This is a genomic window from Flavobacterium pokkalii, assembly GCF_014596575.1.
GTDB classification, from domain to species: domain Bacteria; phylum Bacteroidota; class Bacteroidia; order Flavobacteriales; family Flavobacteriaceae; genus Flavobacterium; species Flavobacterium pokkalii.
In genome coordinates, this window is sequence record NZ_NASZ01000013.1 from 75652 (window position 1) to 97846 (window position 22195).

Consider the following 22195-nt stretch of genomic DNA (forward strand, 5'->3'; position numbering starts at 1 on the left):
AATTTATCGTCATGAATCAATATATAAAAAATAAAATAACGAAACTAGTTCCTTTGGTTGTTTTGGGAACTTTGTTAACTTCATGTTCCAAAGATTTTTTGGAACCCGATCCACTTTCTTTTTATGAACCAGGAACCACTTTCTCTACGGAGTCTGGTTTACAAGCTACTTTAGCTATTGCAGACAGAGCTTTAAGAGGGAATTATATTCACTATAATTATGCAAATAATAGTGTCCCAATTGGCACAGAGTATGTTTTTTCTGATATGGCTAAATATGGAAAAACGGATGCCAGTACAACAGCTGCAGATTATGCGAATATTATTGTTCCTACTGGTTCTTTTGCTACAGGAACCAATGACGGAATTTATTTAGGTTATTATTGGGATGAAGGCTATAATGGAATTAAATATGCTAATACTGTATTAACATATATAGATAAAGTTCAGAATTTGTCAGAAGCAGTTAAGAATAAGTATATAGGACAAGCTTATTTTCATAGGGCTTACCGTTATTTAAATCTGGTATATCAGTTTGGAGATATTCCTTTAATTACTAAAATTTTATCAGTTCCAAAGCAAAATTATTATTCTACTAAAAAGGAGGCTATCATTGAAATGATAACAGCCGACATGGAAAAAGCGGTAGAATGGGTTCCGGAACAATCAGCATTACCATATTATGGATTGGTTAATAAGGGGGCATGTCGTCAGTTGTTAATCAAATGCTATTTAGCATCTGGTAGATTTGCAGAAGCCGAGGCGCAAGCGGATATCTTAATTAATCAATCAGGTTATTCATTGATGCAGAATTCTTTTGGAACTTTTGATCCGGGAGGTAAACCTGAGACATGGCCTATTACCAGAAATGTAATTTGGGATTTACATAGACCTCAAAATAAAGTTATTGCTGCTAATAAAGAGGCTATTATGATTATGCCTAATAGCGGAGCGCAGTCGTTTTTAGGCTTTGCTTCAATGCGTATTTTTGGACCGCTTTGGGCTTCAGGGAATCTAAGAACTCCGGATGGTAAACAGGCAGGTTTGCGTATTGCTTCTAATAATGCTAATTACAATCCGTTGTATGATTATAATAAGGCATTTGGACGAGGTATTGCTACCATTAGTGCTTCTTATTATTCACAAGTTCCTATGTGGGTAGTAAATGGTGTTGAAGATAAGCAGGATTTGAGACATAACAGTACCGTGGGGAATTGGGTAAATATGGAAAATTTAAAATATAATGATAAGTCGTCTACTTATTTTGGTCAAAATTTTAGAATAAAAGAAGGGACAACCTTGTTAGCAAAAGACACCATTCGCGATTATTTTGATTTTCCTTTGTATAAAATTTATTTGCATGATGTTGTACAGGAAGCGAATCCAAGTTCGACTGATTTTCAGGGTGCTACTACCGGAAGTGTAGCTCATATGTATTTGTACCGTTTGGCTGAAACGTATTTATTACGTGCTGAAGCACGTTTTTATCAAGGGAATGTTGTAGGGGCTACTCAGGATGTAAATGTGATTCGTCAAAGAGCTGGTGCTTCTCAATTGTATAGTACTGTGACTATTGGTGATATTTGTGCTGAAAGAGGGAGAGAACTCTATCTGGAAGAATGGAGAAATGTGGAGTTAAAGCGAGTTTCTCACTGTTTAGCTATAAGTGGGAAACCTGATGAATGGGGGAATACCTATAGTTTAAGTAATTGGGATAAACAAGCGGGGACTGATAATGCAGGAGGTAGTTACTGGTGGCAACGAATAGTGCACTATACACTTTATAACAAATATCCTAATGGGATTGTGGTGCCTAATGGTACAAAAAAATATACAATGGACAAACGTAATGCGTTTTGGCCTATTCCTAATAGCGCTATAACAGCAAATATTAAAGGGAAATTAAGTCAAAACTTTGGTTATGATGGTTATGATGCGAATGTTAAAGTTTGGGAAAACTGGGAAGATGCTGTTGCTGATGAAGATAAAACAGAATAATAATTTCACCCTACCAGTTGATGTACAACTATTGTTTTAATTTTAAATTTTACTTAATCGATTAAAAAAATAACAAAAAAATAAAATCGATAAGGTATATAAGTCTATTAAACAATAGTGTTGATTACAAAATTGTTCTTCTTTTTAGTTATAAAAATAAAATAGAAGAGAGGACTTCGTTTCAGAATACATAAGTTAATAATTTTTTGTAGGGATTAAATGAGAAGAAAGCACATTTGTGTTTTCTTCTCTATTCTTGCGCCTATATATTACATGAATGAAGAGAGAAAAGTTTTATGTTGTTGTTTTTGAGTGTTTTATTGTGGTATGTAATACTTTGGAATTTTTTTTTGAATTGCTGGGATGTAAGCAAGCAGAAGGTTTAAAGATGAATTAAAAAAAAATATTATATGAAAAACCAATACTTTTTTATATTATTCTTATTATCAAGTGCATTTAAAATTTATGCACAAATTCCTAATTTACCAGTCAAAACAAGTCTTTCTTCGACTTTGAGCGGTACAAAAACTTTTAATGATAGTACAAATTCAGATGTTCTATTATTTCCGTTGTCTAATCCAAATGAATTTACCTTAGAGGTCAAAGCCAAAATAAATGCAGCTCAGGGAAGAGGTTTGGATGTAGAGCTAAAAAATGCTTCGGGGCTTGGAGTAAGAACATCATTAGACAAAACTACTTTTAATAATACAACCAATTTGCCTTTAATTAGTAATCTGAGTACTTCGGTTGATAACGGACAAGAACAGACCTTTAGATATGCCGTAAAAGACGGAGTAGCTCATATTTATCAGGATGGATATTATTTAACATCCAAAACACTTGATCTTGTAACGGATCCTAATGTGGGTACTCAACCAATTGTATACGGAACGGATAATTTATTGGGAAAATGGGCTGGAATTGTTGGGAATAATTCGGGAAAGCCTACTGATTATGGCTGGGCTAATACCTATACCAGTCTGCCTTGGAATACTGCTAATTCCACAAGTGGTGTCAGATATATAGATGTTACTTCGGGACATACTTATGAGTCAGATGGTACAGTTTATAAAGGGCGTATAATGTATATCCGTTGGGATGGTAGCGCCTATTCTTCATCTACTTACAGTTACCCAATAAAACTGGAAAAAGGCTTGCAGTATGAATTTTCATGGTTGTATGAATATATATCTAATGCTTCTGCTGGTGTTAAAATGAATGTTTCCATTTCAGCTGCTGCTAATGGTACGGGTGCAATAACTTCAAAAACATTTGTTACCGGTAGTGCCAATAAATTAAGAAAAGGTGATTTTACCTTTGTGTCTCAGGTAGAAGGAACTTATTATTTGACTATAACGGGTGATTATGCTCTTTTCGCTATTGCTAATCTCAAACTTAAATCAACTAATTTAATCAATAACTGGGCCGGTTTGGCCGAAAATAACGTTGGAAAACCATCCGATTATGGTTGGCTTAATTCAAGTGATCCTACTATTTTTAATACTGCCAATTCCACAAGTGGTGTGAGGTATATGGATGTAACTTCGGGACATACTTTTGAAACAGATGGGGCTATTTATTTAGGAAGATTAATGTATATAAGATGGGATAATACTACTGTTGAAAATTCAAACTATTCTTTTCCGGTACAGTTAGAAGCTTCCAGGGATTATCAGTTTTCATGGATTTATGATTACATTTCAAATGGAGCTCCTAATGATAAAATGAAAGTAACCATCACAGATGCTACGGGAGCTGTTCTTGCTTCGAAAATTTTTACTTCAGGAGCTATCAATAAACTAAGAAAAGGCGATTTGTCTTTCCAGTCTCAAAATGCAGGGACTTATTATGTTACTATAACTGGCGATAAGGCTCTTTTTGGAATAGGAGATTTAAAAGTAGCATTAGAACAAGTTTCAAAGATTGTAATTGGGAAAAATTACGCTGTTGGGGCTGTAGATATGGTCGTGAGTTCTGTGACTTATGAAAATGCTGCCTATGCTCCTGAAAAGATTACAGATTCTTCATCGCAAAGTTTAGAAGCTACAACAAACTTAAATGTTGGCGCATTGTCTAAAACAAAAATGGTTTTAAAATCATCGGCTTCATTGTATTTAAATAATGCATACAATCCGTTGATTAATTCAACGGTAGATTTGAATTCCACCGATGCCCGTGTGTATTTTGAAAATGTCAGACCATCCGAAGTTATTAGTTCGTATTTAAGCTTACTATCCATAGATGGGACTCCTGTTAGTAACAATGCGAATGTATTTGTTACAACTTATGGAAACGGAACGGTAGTTGTTCCTCATTCAGCAGATTATGAGCCTTTGGAAGTGTTTTCGGGAGAAAATTATGGTGGAGACAGCAAAACATATAAGATAGTTACTCCTTATACTAATTTGGGTTCGTTTGATAACAATATAAAATCGTTCAAGTTAAAGAAAGGCTATATGGCAACTTTTGCATCCAATTCTAACGGAACAGGTTATAGCAGGGTTTATATAGCGGAAAGTCAGGATTTGTTAGTGCCGGTTTTACCTGCTTATTTAAACGGTACGGTTTCTTTTATCAGAACGATGAGATGGAATGAGGTTACTAAAAAAGGATTGGCCGGAGGAGGTCAGGAAGCACAGGAAGCTTCTAATATTTCCTGGTATTATAATTGGAATACGGGGGGTACTACATCGCCTAATATCGAATACGTGCCTATTCGTCAAACGCTTTATTGGCCGGATTTTGGACCTGCAAATACTAAAGAAGGTTATACTCATTTTTTAGGTTACAATGAACCTGATCGTCCGGATCAGTCCAATATGACCGTTGATCAGGCTATTGGTGGTTGGCCTGGATTGATGCAATCGGGTTTACGATTAGGTTCACCGGTTACTTCTGATCCTTTTAATCCTTGGATGGCCAGTTTCATGACCGAGGCAGAAAAACGCAATTATCGTGTAGATTATGTGGTACTTCACTGTTATTGGTATAAAACGGCCACACAATGGGCAAATGATTTATTATATATTTATAATAAGTATAAAAGACCAATTTGGATTACAGAGTGGAATATAGGAGCCAATTGGACAGGAAATTCTTTTCCTGATGCGCCTACGATGCTTACCGATGCTAATGCAGCCAAACATAAAAATGATTTAGTAGCGGTATTAAATGTGTTGGAAAGTGCTGATTATGTGGAGCGTTATTCAATATATAATTGGGTACAGGATGCCCGAGCAATGTATGTAACTATTGACGATGCTTTTAAAACCAGAAACCCTAACTGGGCTACTTATGCCTGGTTGCAAACAGCACCGGTAATTTCAACATCGGCAAGTTCGTATACTGTTTTAACGCCTGCGGGTGAATATTATGCTAAAAATGCTTCTAAGAAAGCCTATACTCCAGCCAGAGAGTTTGTAAGTGTATGGAAACCTTTGGCGGAAACCTTAAGTTATAAAATGTTATCGGATTATAAAAACATTTCAATTAACTGGACTGGGATTAATCAGGATTTGGTTAATAAGTATGTTTTAGAGCGAAGATTAGAAGGGGAGGTGGATTTTTCTGTGTTTTACGATTCTGATAATTATGGTACTCTTAGCATTAATGATACAGTGCATTCTAAGGCGGAATACAGAATGAAAGTAATAGGTAAAGATAATGCCGAAACAGCTTATTCAAATGTAATTACGTTTACTCAGGCAGTTACTCCGGATGCTCCTATTGGTTTAACCGGAGAAGCAATAGCTACTTCAATTATCAATTTAAGTTGGCCGGCTGTTGACAGAGCTGAGTCTTATAACGTTATGAGAGCAACTAGTGTCGATGGAACTTATGAAGTAATTGCTCCTTATCTAACTGCAACCAGTTTTCAGGATACAGGATTGACTAAAAATACGCCATACTATTATGCTGTAACGGCTTTAAATTCCGGAGGAGAAAGCGCTAAGTCGGCTTCACTTCTTATAAATACACCGGACTTTGTTATTCCTGATAAAGTTTCAAATTTTGTTTTGGCTTCCGGTGATGCTAATGTGAAATTAGAATGGGACAAAATGTATGATGCCCAGTTTTATGTAAAACGTGCTACTTCTGAATCCGGGCCGTTTACAACTATTGGAACAGCAGATTCGGAAAATTATATTGATGGAACGGCTTTAAACGGGACTACTTATTATTATAAGATTGTTGCGTTTAATGAAAAAGGAGAAGGGGAAGAATCAGATGTAATTGTTTCAAGACCTAATTTGGGACAACATGCTTATTATGATTTTAGCGAAAATACCGGTTTAAATGCTCATGATCAGTGGGGCAATTTTGATGGAACTTTAGCTGAAACAGTAACTTGGACTAACGCTAAGGCAGGAACAGGAGTTGATTTTGATGGCTCTTCAACTTCTTATATTCAACTTAAAGATGGTATTATGGAAGGACTGAATGATTTTACTATTGCTACCTGGGTTAATACAAAAGCATTAACAAATAATACCCGAATATTCGATTTTGGCTATGATACGTCAAGTTGGATGGCTTTCATACCTTATTATGGGGGAAATAAAATCAGGTATAAAATTTCTTACGGAGGAAGTTCAGCTGAAGTGTTAGGAACTTATACCTTGCCAGTGAACCAATGGGTATATCTGGCTTTAGTTCAAAGTGGAGATATTTGTAAAATTTATGCCGATGGGGTAGAAATAGCCAGTGGTACAGTTATGCTTAAGCCTTCGGGACTTGGAAAAACCACGGCTAATTATTTGATTAAATCACAATGGCCTGCGGATCCATTTTTAAATGCTTCTTTGGATGAGTTTAAGATTTATAACAGAGCATTAAGCGTGGCAGAGATTGTTGAAAGTGCTAAAATGAGTCAAAATATTATTTTAAACTCTATTGCTCAAAAAGAAATGGGGGATGCTGATTTTTCTCCTGCCACAGCTACTTCAGGTCTTGCTGTTGTTTATAGCAGTTCTAATGAAGCAGTAGCAACTGTTGTTAATGGGCAAATTCATATTGTAAGTGCTGGTTATGCTGAGATTACTGCTTCACAAGCCGGGAACGATGTCTATGCTCAGGCAGCTACTGCTAAACAACAATTAACAGTTAATAAGAAATTTTATGTAGATGAGGATCGTGATGGTTTGGGGTCAAGTACAATAGTTTTGTTACCTCAAAATGAGGAATCAGAAGGTTATGTTTTAAACAATGATGATTGCGATGATACTAATCCAGTTCAATTAGAGGCGACGATTCCTGACGTGTATGCACTTAATGCCATTGTTGATGAGAGTAATACTATTTATGTTGGTTACGGATCACAAACTCTTAAGCTGGTAGCTACTCCTTTTGGTGGAACAGCTCCATATACTTATGCTTGGGATAACAATCAAAATACACAAAGTATATCGGTATCAGTTGCTGGGACTTATACGGTAACTGTAACGGATGCGAAAGGTTGTCAAACCACAGCTTCTATTGAGATTAATGAAGTTAATGTACAGTGTGGTAATTCAGGTGATAAAGTGATGGTTTGTCATAACGGGCAGGAAATTTGTGTGAGTTCTAGTGCGGTTCAAACACATTTAAATCATGGTGATAAGTTGGGGGCTTGTACTGTAACTTCAGCGCGCAGAAATAATAGTGCCGATAAGTCTTTAATTGCTAATGAAGATCAAAATGTAACAGTTTATCCAAATCCGGCTGTAAGTGAATTAAATATTGGTCTTAGCGAATTACATAAGGGAGCTAAATTAGAATTATATAATGTTCTGGGGGTAAAGTTGAGATCTCAGGATATGAAAAATAGTTCAGCAGCTATGTCTTTAGAAGGATTGCCTTCAGGGAATTATTTGTTAAAAATTACAAATGGAGATATAATTACAGTAAAGAATATTGTTAAAAAATAAGTCTGACAATATTTTAAAACCGACTCTTGTGAGAACTTGAGTCGGTTTTTTTTACTTAAATCAAATGAAGGATGTTGCTTTTTTGTTGTTAACAGAGCTTTATTAACTTGTAAAGTTGTGTTAAAATAGAAATATCTGTTTTGCTTTTAAAAAACATTAATATTTTTTTTGGTTTATATTGTGGTAAAAATCATGTTATTAATATAGGTATTATTGATTTTATTTAATATTTTTTTATTGAATGTAAAAAAATAATGGGTTTTTTGTTTGAAATTCCAATTCACCCCCTTGTAAATGCTAATTTACCCCCTTAGTAGAATTTGCTCTTCTGTTAGATTTGTAATGTGAATAATATGTTAATATTTGCTGAATTGGTTTTGAAAGAAGAGTAAGGGGAGTTTTATTTTAAATCTTTACTTAATAATGTTCAGCTTCATTAATTGAAATAAATAGTAGAAGCGTACGCCTTTTTTGATAAGTATAAAAAAAACATTTAACAAAATAAATCGGGGAAATAATATTTAGGATGGTTTTTAAATATTACTTAATTATAGGTAACTCCCTGTTGTTGAAAAAATATCAGGGATAGCTACGTTTTTTTAAATAAGTGTTTAAAAAACATTTATTTTTTAATTAATTATTAGAAAATTTTTCAGCATAAAATATATACTAACCTAAAATTATTAATCTATGGAATAAGTCTCTAAGAAAAACAAAAATTATCTGTAATCACTAATTGAATTAGTTAGTAGTAGATAAGAGCAATTTAACTAACCAAAAAATTAAAAACCACACATGACAAACTTTATTGGAATAAAGAAGAAGACATATTGTGTTTTAGAATTTGATTTAAAAAAGAAATTTACAGTATTATCTGTATTTCTTTCTTTGTCTCAGATTCATGCACATGTTTCTAATGTTAGTAGAAGTACAACAAAACTGGAAATAGTTCAACAACAGCAAAGAACTATAAGTGGGCAGGTAACTGATGAAAATGGGATGCCATTGCCCGGAGCAAGTGTTTTTGTAAAAGGGGAAAAGAACTCTGCTATGACAGATTTTGATGGAAAATTTACTTTAAAAATTAACGAAGGAGATAAGATACTTGTTGTTTCTTTTGTTGGTTATGAGTCAACAGAAGTTTTAATCCAAAACAAATCAGTTTTTGAAATCAATATAAAACCAAGTTCGGAAGGACTAAAAGAAGTAGTTGTTGTAGGTTTCGGAACTCAGAAAAAAGCCAGTATGGTGAGTTCTATAACTACGATTAATCCTAAAGAATTAAAAGGACCTACCAGTAACCTAACTAATATGTTAGCAGGAAGAATTGCAGGTATGGTTGCTTACCAACGAAGCGGTGAACCAGGACGTGATAATGCAAATTTCTTTATTCGTGGTTTAGGAACCTTTGGTTCCGGAGCTTCAAATCCATTGATTTTGATTGATGGTATTGAATCAAGTACTACCGATATGGCAAGATTACAGCCCGATGATATTGATAGTTTTTCAGTACTGAAAGATGCAGCAGCAGCTGCGGTTTACGGTGCTCGTGGAGCTAATGGGGTTGTGTTGATTACTACCAAAATGGGTAAAGATGGTATCACGAAATTCAATTTTAGGACAGAGACAAGAATGTCTACTAATACTAAAAATTTCAATTTTGCTGACAATATCACCTATATGAAATTAGCAAATGAAGCGGTAAGAACGCGTAATCCTTTGCTTGGAGATATATATAATCAAAACAAAATTGATCGAACAGCAGCCGGAGACGATCCGTATTTGTATCCAAGTAATAATTGGATAGATGAATTAATTAAAGATTATACTATCAATCAAGGTTACAATTTGAGTGTAAGCGGAGGTGGACAAAAAGCGAGGTATTATGTAGCGGGAACTTATAACATTGATAATGGGGTGTTAAAAGTTGATGGACTGAATAATTTCAATTCTAATATTAAATTAAGAAATTATTCTTTAAGGTCAAATGTAGACATGACATTGACACCTACTACAAAAGCAATTATTCGTCTATATGGTCAGTTTGATGATTACAACGGGCCTGTAGGAGGAGGAGCCCGTATTTTTAATTTGACTATGTGGTCTAACCCGGTTGCATTCGCTAAGGTGTATCCTTCCAGTTATTTGCCATTTATTGAACATCCTTTATTTGGAGGAGCTTTGTCAGGAGGAACTACAGGTTCAATCTTAATTAATCCATATGCCGAAATGGTTCGTGGGTATCAGGTATCTAAGGCTTCAACAGTACAGACTCAGGTTGAATTGCAACAGGATTTAAAAGCCATAACTCCCGGTCTTAGCGCTAATGCTATGGGATATGTAAGAAGGTATTCTTATTTTGATGTTGCCAGACAGTATAATCCGTTTTATTATCAGTCTTATATCAGCCCTGTAACAGGTGAACTAGAGTTAAGTGTATTAAATGATGGAGGACCTGGTTCAGTAACTACTGATCCAAATATTGTAGGAACAGAGTTTTTAGGATATGCACAGGGTAATAAAAATTTAGATTCCCGTATTTATCTTCAAACAACGATTAATTATAATAGGACTTTCAATGAAAAACATGCAGTAACAGGGATGTTGACAAATTTGTTGTCAAGTTATGAGCAAGGTAATGCAGGTTCTGTAGAGGGGTCTTTGCCGGCTAGAAATCAAGGGGTTTCAGGGCGTTTTACTTATGGTTTTGATAATAGATACTTAGCCGAGTTTAATTTTGGTTACAATGGATCGGAACGTTTTGCTCAAGGAAATCGTTATGGTTTCTTCCCTTCATTCGGTTTAGCTTATAATATTTCTAATGAGAAATTTTGGGAACCAATTAAGGATGTAGTTACCAATTTTAAAATTCGTACTACTTATGGTTTAGTAGGTAACGACCAGATTGGTGATGTGAATCAACGTTTCTTTTATTTGTCAAATGTAACTATCGGAGACGGTAACTATGGTGCTGCTTTTGGGGAACAATACGGCTATTATAAACCAGGAGTTTATGTTGGGCGTTATGCCAATAATAGTATAGGTTGGGAAGAATCGAAGCAAATCAATTTAGGTTTGGATTTAGAATTATATAACTCTTTAAAGTTTGTAGTAGATATTTATAAACAAAATCGTTCTAATATTCTTCAAACAAGAAGTTATGTGGGTGCAACGATGGGATTGACAGCAGTTCCGGTTGCTAATTTTGGTGAAGTTGAAAGTAAAGGTTTAGATATGTCAGTTACTTACAATAAACAATTCAATAACAATTGGTACACACAATTAAGAGGGAATTTTACTTATGCAACAAATAAACTTTTAGTTTATGACGAGATTAAATATCCTGAAGAAATGGCTTATCGTTCCAGAATAGGTCAAAATTTTAATCAAACCTATGGATATATTGCTGAGCGTTTATTTGTAGATCAAAATGAGGTGGATAATTCACCAGTTCAATTTGGAGATTATTCAGGAGGAGATATTAAATATCGTGATGTTAATGGAGATGGTCAAATTACAGCTGCAGATATGGTACCTATTGGGAACCCAACTACTCCGGAAATTGTCTATGGGTTTGGAGGAACAGTAGGTTATAAAAAATTTGATTTTAGTATTTTCTTTCAGGGAGTAGCTCGTACATCTTTCTTTATAAATCCTGAAAACATAGCTCCATTTGTATTAAATGGTTCTTATCAAAATAATTTGTTAGATGTTGTAGCTAAAGATCACTGGTCTGAAGACAATAGAGATTTATATGCTTTCTGGCCAAGGTTGAGTAATACTTTTGTTGAGAATAATAATCAGGTGTCAACCTGGTGGATGCGAAATGGTGCTTTTTTAAGATTAAAATCAATCGAATTTGGATATAATGCTCCGGATGAATTTATCTCTAAAATAGGGGTTAAGGGATTAAGATTTTATTTCAGTGGAAATAACCTTGCTGTTTGGAGCAAGTTTAAATTATGGGATCCAGAGATGGGCGGTAGTGGTTTAGGATACCCAATCCAATCTGTTTATAATTTGGGACTAAAAGTTGATTTTTAAAAAGAAAGAAGTATGAAAACTAAAAATAGTATAGTAAATAAAAGTTTCCAGAAACTTCAAAAAGTTTTTGGAGTATCAATGGTAGTGCTTTGTTCCTTAGGATTAGAATCTTGTGATAATAGTTTTTTGGATGTAGTTCCGGATAATGTTAGTACATTGGAAAATGCTTTTAAGTTAAGAAATGAAGCTGAGAAGTATTTGTTTACCTGTTATGCTTATATTCCAAAAAATGGAGATGGGGTATATAACATAGGTATGTTAGCAGGAGATGAAACCTGGGTTTCCGCTAATCGTGCATCTGTTACCAGTTATGCATTTAATATTGCAACGGGCACCCAAAGAAAAGCTGATCCTTATATGAATGCCTGGGAAGGTCGTTATCAGGCTGCTGGTCCTTCAGACCGTTATCCGCTTTATGATGGTATCAGGCATTGTAACGTTTTTCTTGAAAATGTTGAAGACAGAACTAAAGTGCCCGATCTTTCAGAAGGAGAACGTTTAAGATGGTTAGCCGAAGCTAAATTTCTAAAAGCTTATTACCATTATTATTTGATGCGTATGTACGGACCAATTCCTGTTATTCGTGTAAACCTTCCTGTTGACGCATCAAACGATCAAATTCAGGTAGCAAGAGAGCCTATTGATTCAACAGTTGATTATTTAGTGAGTTTGCTGGATGAGGCTGCGGTTGGATTGCCTCCTCTAATCACAGATACTCAAAATGAGTTGGGTAGAATTACAAGACCAGCAGCTTTAGGTATAAAAGCCGAACTGTTATTAATGGCTGCAAGTCCGTTGTTTAATGGGAATGCTGATATGGCAGGGCTTACTGCTAAAGACGGGACACCCTTGTTCAATCTTGTGTATGATGCTACTAAATGGAAAAGAGCCTCTGATGCTGCTAAGGAAGCTATTGATGTAGCAGAAGCTAATGGACATAAAATATTCTATAAGAATGACGTTGGGTTTACTATTTCTCAAACTGCAAAAACAAAACTTGATATTACTCAGGCAGTAACGGAACGTTGGAATGATGAGCTGATATGGGCAAACCCTAATAGCCGTACTTATGAATTGCAACGTCTTTGTATGATGCCTTTAGCCAGTACCGTTAATCATTCTCAGGCAAGAAAAATATTTTCGCCTACTTTAGAGTCTGCAATGAATTTTTATACTAAAAACGGAGTGCCTATAGAGGAAGATAAAACCTTAACGTTTGGTGATATTACTGAGTTAAAAGAGGCAACTGCTGCCGATAAATTTAATATTAAAGAAGGCTACCGTACTTCTGTTATAAACTTTAACAGAGAGCCTCGTTTTTATGCCGATTTAGGTTTTGATGGTGCTATTTTCTATAAATCATCCAGTGGTTCTGATGAAACTAAAGAGGTTATACGAGCTAAATATCAGGATTATGCGGGTAGTTCAGATGCTTTTGATTTTAATGTAACGGGTTATTATATTAAAAAACTTATTAATTGGGAACAAACCTTTGGAGGCGGAACAATGTATAAAGATTATGCCTGGCCTGAATTGCGTTTAGCGGATTTGTATTTAATGTATGCCGAAGCACTTAATGAAGCCGAAGGAACTGCTGCAACAACTGAGATATTGAAATATGTGGATGCTATTCGTGCCCGTGCCGGACTAAATGGTGTTGTTGATTCCTGGACTAATTTTTCTAATAATCCGGCTAAATATACTACCAAAGATGGTTTGCGTGAAATTATTCACAGAGAGCGTAGTATTGAAATGGCTTTCGAAGGAAAGAATTACTGGGATATAAGGCGTTGGAAAACAGCAACTCAGGAATTTAATGAGCCTGTAAAAGGTTGGAATGTTTTTGGTGTTACAGAGGCTAGTTATTATCAAATAGTAACTTTAAGTCAACAACGTTTTGTTGCTCCCAGAGATTATTTTTGGCCTATAGACGAAACAACACTTATTCAAAATCCTAATCTGGTTCAAAATCCGGGTTGGTAATAACTATAAAAAAAGAAAATTATGAAACGAATTATAAAATCATCCATAAGGATTCTTGTTTTGTCTCTAATTATAATCTTTGTGTCTTGTGCAGAAGATCAGGGGCCTCAGCCTTTAGAGCATAATTCGAATCCTCCGGCTGAAGTAACTAATGTTGCAGTACAGAATTTGCCGGGAAAAGCAAAACTGACCTATACTTTGCCGTCAGACGACGATTTGTTGTATGTAGTTGCCCGATATACTTTAGAAAATGGAACTCCGATGGAAGTAAAAGCTTCCTATTATACTAACTCATTGCTTTTAGAAGGTTTTGCGGGACAATCTACAACTGAGGTTAAAATTTATGCGGTTAACAGAAGTGAAACAGAATCTAAACCGGTTGTTGTAACAGTAGCACCAACCAAAGCACCTATTTTTGATGTTTATGATTCATTAATTGCACAGCCTGATTTTGGAGGAATTCGTATTACTGCTGATAATCCTACCAAAGAAGAAATAGGTATTTTAGTGATGCAAAAAAATATTCAGGGCGATTGGGTACCTCTTCGTACTAGTATCTATACATCAGTAGATGAAGTAAAACAAAGTTTAAGAGGTTTTGAGTCAGTTGATCAGGAATTTGCAATTGTGGTTAGAGACCGTTGGTTGAATTATACCGATACTTTAGTTACTACTATTAAGCCACTTTTTGAGCAGTTAATGCCTAAATCAGGTTATGTTGGAGTCAAGCTGGCTAATGATGCAAAAACAATAAATAATGCTTATCCAATTTCCAACTTATTCGATGGTCAGTTTCTGGAATATTGGGGTTCTTATTTCACCGATAGAACTATTGATGTTGGCAATCATTTAGTGACTTTTGATGTTGGAAAAACAACTAAATTAAGTCGTTTGAGAATTTGGAATTTTTCTGAGCCTATTAACGGTCAAAGAATGTATTACTATTTAGGGGCTATGAAAAAATTTAGAATATGGGGCAGTAATACCTTAAATGATGGTACACTTGATAGCAATTGGACTTTAATGGGCGAATATGAAATTAAAAAACCTTCCGGCTTACCTTATGGGCAGGAAAATAACGACGATCTTTTAGCCGCTAAAGATGGTGCCGATTATGAAATTGCTTTAGACAAGCCTGCTGTTCGTTATCTTAGAATAGAATGTTTAGAGAACTGGATTGGTGGTAAATTTATGGCTGTTTCAGAGGTACATGTATATGGTAATCCTAATTTTTAATATTAAATAAAAAACAATGAAAAATTTAAGGAATATTTTAGTAACAGCTTTTGCTACAGCTTTAATTGTGCTAATACACTCATGTGCCAGTAATGCAGATGATTATTTGAAATTTACAGAAGGTGGAGCCATCTCCTATACGGGTAAAATAGATTCATTAAAGATTTTCTCGGGTAGAGACAGAATAAAAATTGAAGGACTTATTATTTCGGATCCTAAGGTTTCTCAGTTGAGGGTTTATTGGAATGCTAAAAAGGATTCAGTTGTAATACCGATAAATAGAACTTCAGGAATCGATGAGGTTTCTTCTGTTATTGAAAGTTTGCCGGAGAACATCTATAATTTTGATGTAAAGACTTTTGATGCTAAAGGTAATGGTTCCGTTTCTCAGTATATTACTGCTCAGACATATGGAACACGATATCAGGCAAGTTTAACTGACAGAAAGATTGTTAGCAGTAGTTTATCCAGTGATTTGTCTCTTACGATTAATTTTGCTTCAATGGATTTAACTACGGGGGCTTTTGCTACTGAGATTGTTTATACTGATGGATCAAATTTAGAACATACAGTGACTGTTCCTGTTGATCAAACCCAGTTAGTGATACCAAATTATAAAATTGGAACTCAGTTTAGTCAACGTTCATTATTTCTGCCAACTCTAACAGCAATTGATACATTTTATACTGAATTTGTTTCTAAATACCCACAGGTTATTGATCTTAGTTATATGATTAAAAACAATACACGTCCATTTTTAACTTCATCGACAGATGGTGGTAGATGGGGTATTTTAGCTGATTGGACTACCAATGCAGCGTGTAAAAATCACAATGGTTATGGCGGCTGGGACGGCGGCTGTTGTGGTAACCCTCCTGGTACAATTAATCTTGAGTCTGGCTGGGGAGCTCCTAATATTACTAATGGGAAGATTTATCAAACAGTAACTTTAGAACCGGGAACCTATGTTTTTAAAACCGATCTTTTGGCAGGAGGAAGCGGTCTTAATAGTGGTTGGTCAACTTCTGATTATGTTTATATAACGGCTACTTCAGGTACAAGTTTAGCCGATTCTGAAGGCGGAGCTCTAGAAACTAATGCTGCTACTTTAGGCTTTAAGAAGATAGTAAATACTATGTCACCAGACGCAGCCGAGTTTACCTTTGTTGTAAATCAAACTCAGCAAGTTTCTTTGGGTATTTCGTTGACTCAGGGTCAGGAGAGATATGGACATTTTTTATCTGTTCGGTTGTATAAAAAAAATAACTAATTAATTTAGTTGTGTAGGCTTATAAAAATAGTGCGATAGTTTAAAGCTATCGCGCTATTTTTTTGTTTTTTATGAGTAAATTATATAAGAACCTTTCATTTTACTAAGTTATATTAATTTACCCCTTCTTTATTGTTATAATTACCCCCTCCTGACGCTGGCTGTTATTTTAGATTTGTAATTGGATTGAAATTAATAGTGTTCAATATGAAATTTAATTTTTTGGTTTTAGGGGTTGTTTCCATTGTGGTATTTGGTTTTGTTACAAAGTCTGAGAGAACTTTTGCTGAAAAGGAGTACAAGTTGGTTTGGAGTGATGAGTTTTCGGTTGATGGTGTTCCGGATGAAAAAAACTGGAGTTATGAAACTGGTTTTGTACGCAATCATGAAAAACAATGGTATCAAAAAGAAAATGCTTATTGCAAAAACGGTTTTTTGATTATTGAAGCTAAAAAGGAACACAAAGTCAATCCTAATTTTATTTCTAAAAATCATCCGGATTGGACTAAAAAAAGAGATTCCATAAAAGTAACTTCTTCCTGTTTAATTACCAGGGATAAACATTCCTGGCAATATGGTCGGTTTGAAATGCGGGCTAAAATACCCGTTGCCAAAGGGATGTGGCCGGCATTCTGGACTTTGGGAGTAAAGGGAAATTGGCCGGAAAATGGAGAGATTGATATTATGGAATATTACAGAGGAAAAATTTTAGCCAATGTAGCCTGGAAGTCGGATAAAAAAGACACACAGTGGGATAGTACAAGTCATTTGCTGAGTGATTTTAAAAAAGTCAATTGGGCTAACGAATTCCATGTTTGGAGAATGGATTGGGACGCCAATTCAATCAATTTGTATGTTGATAATCAATTGCTTAATGAAACATCGGTTACAGGAACGATGCAAGGAAAAAATCATAAAGTTTTTCCTTTTAAACAACCACATTATTTATTGCTGAATTTGGCTGTGGGCGGAGATCAGGGCGGGAGTTTTTCTAGAGCCAGTTTCCCGTCAAAATATGTTGTCGATTATGTAAGAGTTTATCAAAAGAAATAATAAGATGAAATTAAGTTATACAATAGCACTCTTTTTTAGTCTAATTACGACAGCAGTTTTTAGTCAGTATAACGCTTTCGTTCCCGGAAAAGGATGGAAAGATACCGATGGAATGCCTATTAATGCTCATGGTGGCGGAATAGTATTTATGCACGGAGTTTATTATTGGTATGGAGAGTTTAAAACTGCCGGAAGAGGAGGGAATACAGCCTTGAAAGGAGTAAGTTGTTATTCTTCCAAAGATTTATACAATTGGAATAATGAAGGTATTGTTTTAAAAGTTGAAGAAAATCCTAATTCTGAAATTACTAAAGGCTGTGTCATTGAACGCCCAAAGGTTGTTTACAATAAAAAAACGGGCAAGTATGTAATGTGGTTTCATCTGGAATTAAAAGGTCAGGGTTATGATGCCGCCCGAGCAGCCGTGGCCATAAGCGATAATCCAAAAGGACCTTTTCAATTTATAAAATCATTCCGGCCTAATAAAGGAGTCTGGCCAATTGGTTTTAAAGATGAATTTAAAATTACTTCATCAGCTGAAAGTAATTTAACACCCTGGAGTCCGGAATGGATAACAGCAGTCAAAAACGGAATGTTTGTTCGAAGGGATTATGATAAAGGTCAGATGTCAAGAGATATGACGTTGTATGTTGATGAGGATCAAAAAGCCTATTTGATACATTCAGCTGAAGAGAATTTAACCTTACATATTTCCGAACTTACGGATGATTATACAGATTTTTCCGAAAAATGGAATCGCATTGAACCGGCCGGTCATAACGAGGCTCCTGCTATTTTTAAAAAAGACGGAATTTATTATATGATAACTTCCGGTTGCACAGGTTGGGATCCTAATGCTGCCCGTTCTTTTAAGTCAAAATCGATTTGGGGACCTTGGGAAGTTTTAGGGAATCCTTGTGTAGGAAAAGATGCTTCACTTACTTTTTATTCTCAGAGTACTTTTATTTTGCCGATTCAGGGAAAAAAAGAACAATTTATTTTTATGGCTGACCGTTGGAAACCGGATAATCCTATTGATGGAACTTATGTGTGGTTGCCCATAAAATTTAATAAAGAAAAACCGGTTTTGGAATGGTTTGACAAATGGAATTTGGAAGTTTTTAACCAGATAAATTAAAATAATAAATTATGAAATTTTCATTGAATACAATTCATTTTAAATCATTAATGATTGCGCTATTGCTTATTTGTTCTTCTGCTAGTCCATTCGAAACAGCTTTTATAGAAGAATCGGTAAATGATGTAGAATCAGTTTCATTGTTTTTAGTTATTGGTGAGATAAAAATTGCTGGAGCCCATGATCTTTTCCTTGATGTAGAATTAAAAGAATCAGGAAATTTGAAAGTTCAAGAAGTGGGATTGGTTTATGGAACTGTTACAAAACCAACTGTGGCAACAAATAAAATAGCCAGAAATAAAGTTGAGAATAAATTTAATCAGCGCATTTCTAATTTGATGCCTGAAACGGTGTATTATGTAAGGCCTTATGTGATAACCCCCTCGAAAGTTTTGTATGGTGCAGAAATTGTAATCAGCACAATTAAAAAAGGAAATTTTACCTATTCATTTAATCAAAATGGAGCAGATGCTGCTACTGTAAGTCGTATCAAAACGGCATTTGATTTGGCAACAGCTTATTACAATAATTTTACTTCAATTGTAAAACATGTTACGGTAAATTATTCACCGGGAACTCCCACAGCTGATGCCAATTTTAACGGCTGGATTAATATGGGAGCTAATGCGGCTTATCAAAAAGCGGGTACCGCTATGCATGAAATGGCACATACTGTGGGAATTGGACAGCATAGTAAATACACTGAATTGATGCAGAATGGGAAATGGCAGGGAAGACGGACTAATGAAATTTTACAGATGATGACAAATGATTCCAATGCTTTTGTAAAAGGAGACGGTATGCATTTTTGGCCTTATGGAATTAACGGCTCATGGGAGGATGATGGTAGCGATTTTCTTTATATAATGAATGCTTTAATCTTGCAGGGTATGAAAGCTGATGGATTGCCGAGTAACTGATTTTAATAAAGGTGTAGATTAGTTGTGTTTATTCAAAGCATAAATGAAGTTATCATTTGTGTTTTGTTTTTTATCTGGTGGTCTTGTTTAAAAAACCGGTAGTAACGGCTATTAAAAACTTAATTTATTAAATAGCTTTGATTTTCATGCTTTTATAAGTAAACTAATTATATTAAAAACAAAGATGAAAGATATACAATTTGTAGCGTATTTATTTTTACTTAGCTTTTTAACAGTAAATTGTATTTCAGCTCAAACGAACAAAAAGTCTGATATTGAAAGAAAACAAAATTTTGATGGTGATTGGAAATTTGCTTTAGGAGATTCAGCTGCGAATAGTTCGGTGAATTTTGATGATACCAAATGGAGGAAATTAGATTTACCACACGATTGGAGCATTGAGGGGAAATCAGAAAAGAATAATCCAAGCGGAGGAGATGGAGGATTTTATCCAATGGGAACTGCTTGGTACAGAAAAACATTTTCCGTGCCTGTACAATGGAAAGACCAAAAAATAGCTATTTATTTTGAAGGCGTTTATATGAATGCCGAGGTTTTTGTCAATGGAAAATCAGTAGGAATACAGCCTTATGGTTATACTTCTTTCGAATATGATTTGACTTCTTATTTAAAATTTGGACAAAAAAATACCATTGCGGTTAAAGTAGATAATTCGCAGCAAAAAAACAGCAGATGGTATAGTGGTTCAGGTATTTATCGGCATGTTTGGTTAAAGATTCGAAATCCAGTTCACATCAAACAATGGGGAGTGATAATAACGACTCCTAAAGTGACTAATGAAAAAGCGACGGTTCAGGTTAAGACTATGGTAAAAAATGAAACAGAAAAGTTGCAAATTATGACTGTTTCAACAACGATTTCTATAAAAAAAGTAAATGGTTCTAATACTATTTCGATGAGTACCGGTAATGGCGTTGGGATTGATTTAAAAGCTGGTGAAGAAAAAGAAATTGTACAAAATATAGTAATTGAGAACCCAATATTGTGGTCACCGGAAACTCCAGATCTTTATCAAGCAGAAATAAAAATTATGAAAGCCGGAAAAATTAAGGATGGTGATTTGCCAGTTGATGTTGTTACAAAACAATTCGGAATCAGAACAATCGAATTTTCTGCTGAAAAAGGATTTGTATTAAATGGTAAAAAAGTATTATTGAACGGAGGTTGTGTGCATCATGATAATGGCGCTTTGGGTGCTGCGGCTTATGATCGTGCCGAAATTAGAAAAGTAGAATTGATGAAGAAAGGGGGATTCAATGCGTTGAGAACTTCACATAATCCACCGTCGGAAGCTTTTCTGGATGCCTGCGACCGATTAGGAATGATGGTCATTGACGAAGCTTTTGACGGATGGAAAGAATCAAAAACACCTCATGATTATTCAACTCTTTTTGACAAATGGTGGAAACATGATGTAGAATCGATGGTGTTGCGTGACAGAAATCATCCGTCAATTATTATGTGGAGCATTGGTAACGAAATTATCGAAAGGACAAAACCGGAAGCGGTTGAAACGGCAAAAATGTTGGCTAATGCAGTTCGTGCTATTGATCCAAGCCGTCCGGTAACTTCGGCAATGACATCTTGGAACCAAGGTTGGGCTGTTTTTGATCCGTTAATGGCAGTTCACGATGTGGCGGGTTATAATTATCAATTGTATCATGCCGAATCCGATCATGCAAGAGTTCCTTCTAGAATAATTGTACAAACAGAATCCTATCCAAAAGATGCTTTTGCCAATTGGAATCTGGTTCAAAAACACAATTATATCATTGGTGATTTTGTGTGGACAGCAATGGATTATTTGGGCGAATCCGGTATTGGTCGTTATGTGTATCCGGGAGAACCGGCGGGAGAGCATTGGGAAGGAAATTTATATCCCTGGCATGGTGCTTATTGTGGTGATGTGGATTTAACAGGATGGCGAAAACCTATTTCTCATTACCGAAGCATGTTATATAATAATACGGAGAAATTGTATATGGCTGTTCGTGAACCTAATCCGGATATCGGACAAATTAAACTGACTTCCTGGGCGGTTTGGCCTACTTGGGAAAGCTGGACCTGGCCGGGTCACGAAGGGAAAAATGTTGAAGTGGAGGTATATTCGAAATATCCTAAAGTAAGGCTGTATCTGAATGGTAAAGTTGTTGGCGAAAAAGAAACAACTCAACAACAAGAGTTTAAAGCGACTTTTACAATTCCTTATAATGCCGGAGAATTAAAAGCCGTTGGATTAGAAAATAATAAGGAAGTAGAAATAACAACATTAAAAACAGCTAAGTCGGCTGCAAAAATCAAATTAACTGCCGATAGAAAAGAAATAGTAGCTGACGGTCAGGATTTATCGTATATAAGTGTTGAACTTACGGATGTTGACGGAATTTTGAATCCAAATGCAGAGAACCAACTTAACTTTAAAATATCTGGGCCAGGAGTGATTGCGGGAGTTGATAACGCTAATTTAAAAGATACTGATTTATATATTTCTAATACCAGAAAAGCATGGAAAGGTAAGGTTTTGGTTATCATAAAAAGTACGAAAGATAAGGGTGAAATTACAATAGAGGTTAGTTCGCCTGCTTTGACTAAAGGGAAAATCAAAATTAAATCAGTTAGATAGATTT

At 35.1% G+C, this 22195-nt stretch carries 10 protein-coding genes; all 10 read left to right on the plus strand.

All coding sequences use genetic code 11. The annotated features are described in order from the left end of the window. The first annotated feature begins 11 nt into the window (after window positions 1–11). The 10 genes from B6A10_RS09615 to B6A10_RS09660 all read left to right on the plus strand — a co-directional run bounded on the left by B6A10_RS09615 (window position 12) and on the right by B6A10_RS09660 (window position 22191). Entirely contained in the window at window positions 12–1997 is a 1986-nt protein-coding gene (locus tag B6A10_RS09615; protein ID WP_188220710.1) for a RagB/SusD family nutrient uptake outer membrane protein, read from the plus strand. Window positions 1998–2407: 410 nt separating this feature from the next. Then, window positions 2408–7903, plus strand: coding sequence for a glycosyl hydrolase (locus tag B6A10_RS09620; protein ID WP_188220711.1), 5496 nt, complete (start codon window positions 2408–2410; stop codon window positions 7901–7903). A gap of 795 nt (window positions 7904–8698) precedes the next feature. Next, on the plus strand, window positions 8699–11947 hold the full coding sequence (locus tag B6A10_RS09625; protein WP_188220712.1) for a SusC/RagA family TonB-linked outer membrane protein: 3249 nt from the start codon (window positions 8699–8701) through the stop codon (window positions 11945–11947). Between the two features lie 12 nt (window positions 11948–11959). Beyond that, window positions 11960–13930: a RagB/SusD family nutrient uptake outer membrane protein gene (locus tag B6A10_RS09630; protein ID WP_188220713.1), complete on the plus strand. Its 1971-nt coding sequence runs from the start codon at window positions 11960–11962 to the stop codon at window positions 13928–13930. A gap of 21 nt (window positions 13931–13951) precedes the next feature. Beyond that, a complete protein-coding gene (locus tag B6A10_RS09635; protein WP_188220714.1) occupies window positions 13952–15166 on the plus strand; it encodes a DUF4959 domain-containing protein in 1215 nt (404 codons plus the stop codon). Between the two features lie 67 nt (window positions 15167–15233). Beyond that, window positions 15234–16436: a DUF4998 domain-containing protein gene (locus B6A10_RS09640; RefSeq protein WP_188220715.1), complete on the plus strand. Its 1203-nt coding sequence runs from the start codon at window positions 15234–15236 to the stop codon at window positions 16434–16436. A 207-nt stretch (window positions 16437–16643) separates the two neighbouring features. Further along, window positions 16644–17489 carry a glycoside hydrolase family 16 protein gene (locus tag B6A10_RS09645; protein ID WP_188220716.1) on the plus strand — a complete coding sequence of 282 codons (846 nt, stop codon included), beginning with the start codon at window positions 16644–16646 and terminating at the stop codon, window positions 17487–17489. Window positions 17490–17493: 4 nt separating this feature from the next. Next, a complete protein-coding gene (locus B6A10_RS09650; RefSeq protein WP_188220717.1) occupies window positions 17494–18627 on the plus strand; it encodes a glycoside hydrolase family 43 protein in 1134 nt (377 codons plus the stop codon). 11 nt (window positions 18628–18638) lie between these two features. Next, window positions 18639–19547, plus strand: coding sequence for a hypothetical protein (locus B6A10_RS09655; protein ID WP_188220718.1), 909 nt, complete (start codon window positions 18639–18641; stop codon window positions 19545–19547). 184 nt (window positions 19548–19731) lie between these two features. Beyond that, entirely contained in the window at window positions 19732–22191 is a 2460-nt protein-coding gene (locus B6A10_RS09660) for a sugar-binding domain-containing protein (RefSeq protein WP_188220719.1), read from the plus strand. Window positions 22192–22195 lie beyond the last annotated feature (4 nt).

What these genes read in the sequence shown, in the direction of transcription:
- B6A10_RS09615 (WP_188220710.1), top strand. Translation starts at nt 12, where the DNA reads ATGAATCAATATATAAAAAATAAAATAACGAAACTAGTTCCTTTGGTT.
- B6A10_RS09620 (WP_188220711.1), top strand. Translation starts at nt 2,408, where the DNA reads ATGAAAAACCAATACTTTTTTATATTATTCTTATTATCAAGTGCATTT.
- B6A10_RS09625 (WP_188220712.1), top strand. Translation starts at nt 8,699, where the DNA reads ATGACAAACTTTATTGGAATAAAGAAGAAGACATATTGTGTTTTAGAA.
- B6A10_RS09630 (WP_188220713.1), top strand. Translation starts at nt 11,960, where the DNA reads ATGAAAACTAAAAATAGTATAGTAAATAAAAGTTTCCAGAAACTTCAA.
- B6A10_RS09635 (WP_188220714.1), top strand. Translation starts at nt 13,952, where the DNA reads ATGAAACGAATTATAAAATCATCCATAAGGATTCTTGTTTTGTCTCTA.
- B6A10_RS09645 (WP_188220716.1), top strand. Translation starts at nt 16,644, where the DNA reads ATGAAATTTAATTTTTTGGTTTTAGGGGTTGTTTCCATTGTGGTATTT.
- B6A10_RS09650 (WP_188220717.1), top strand. Translation starts at nt 17,494, where the DNA reads ATGAAATTAAGTTATACAATAGCACTCTTTTTTAGTCTAATTACGACA.
- B6A10_RS09655 (WP_188220718.1), top strand. Translation starts at nt 18,639, where the DNA reads ATGAAATTTTCATTGAATACAATTCATTTTAAATCATTAATGATTGCG.
- B6A10_RS09660 (WP_188220719.1), top strand. Translation starts at nt 19,732, where the DNA reads ATGAAAGATATACAATTTGTAGCGTATTTATTTTTACTTAGCTTTTTA.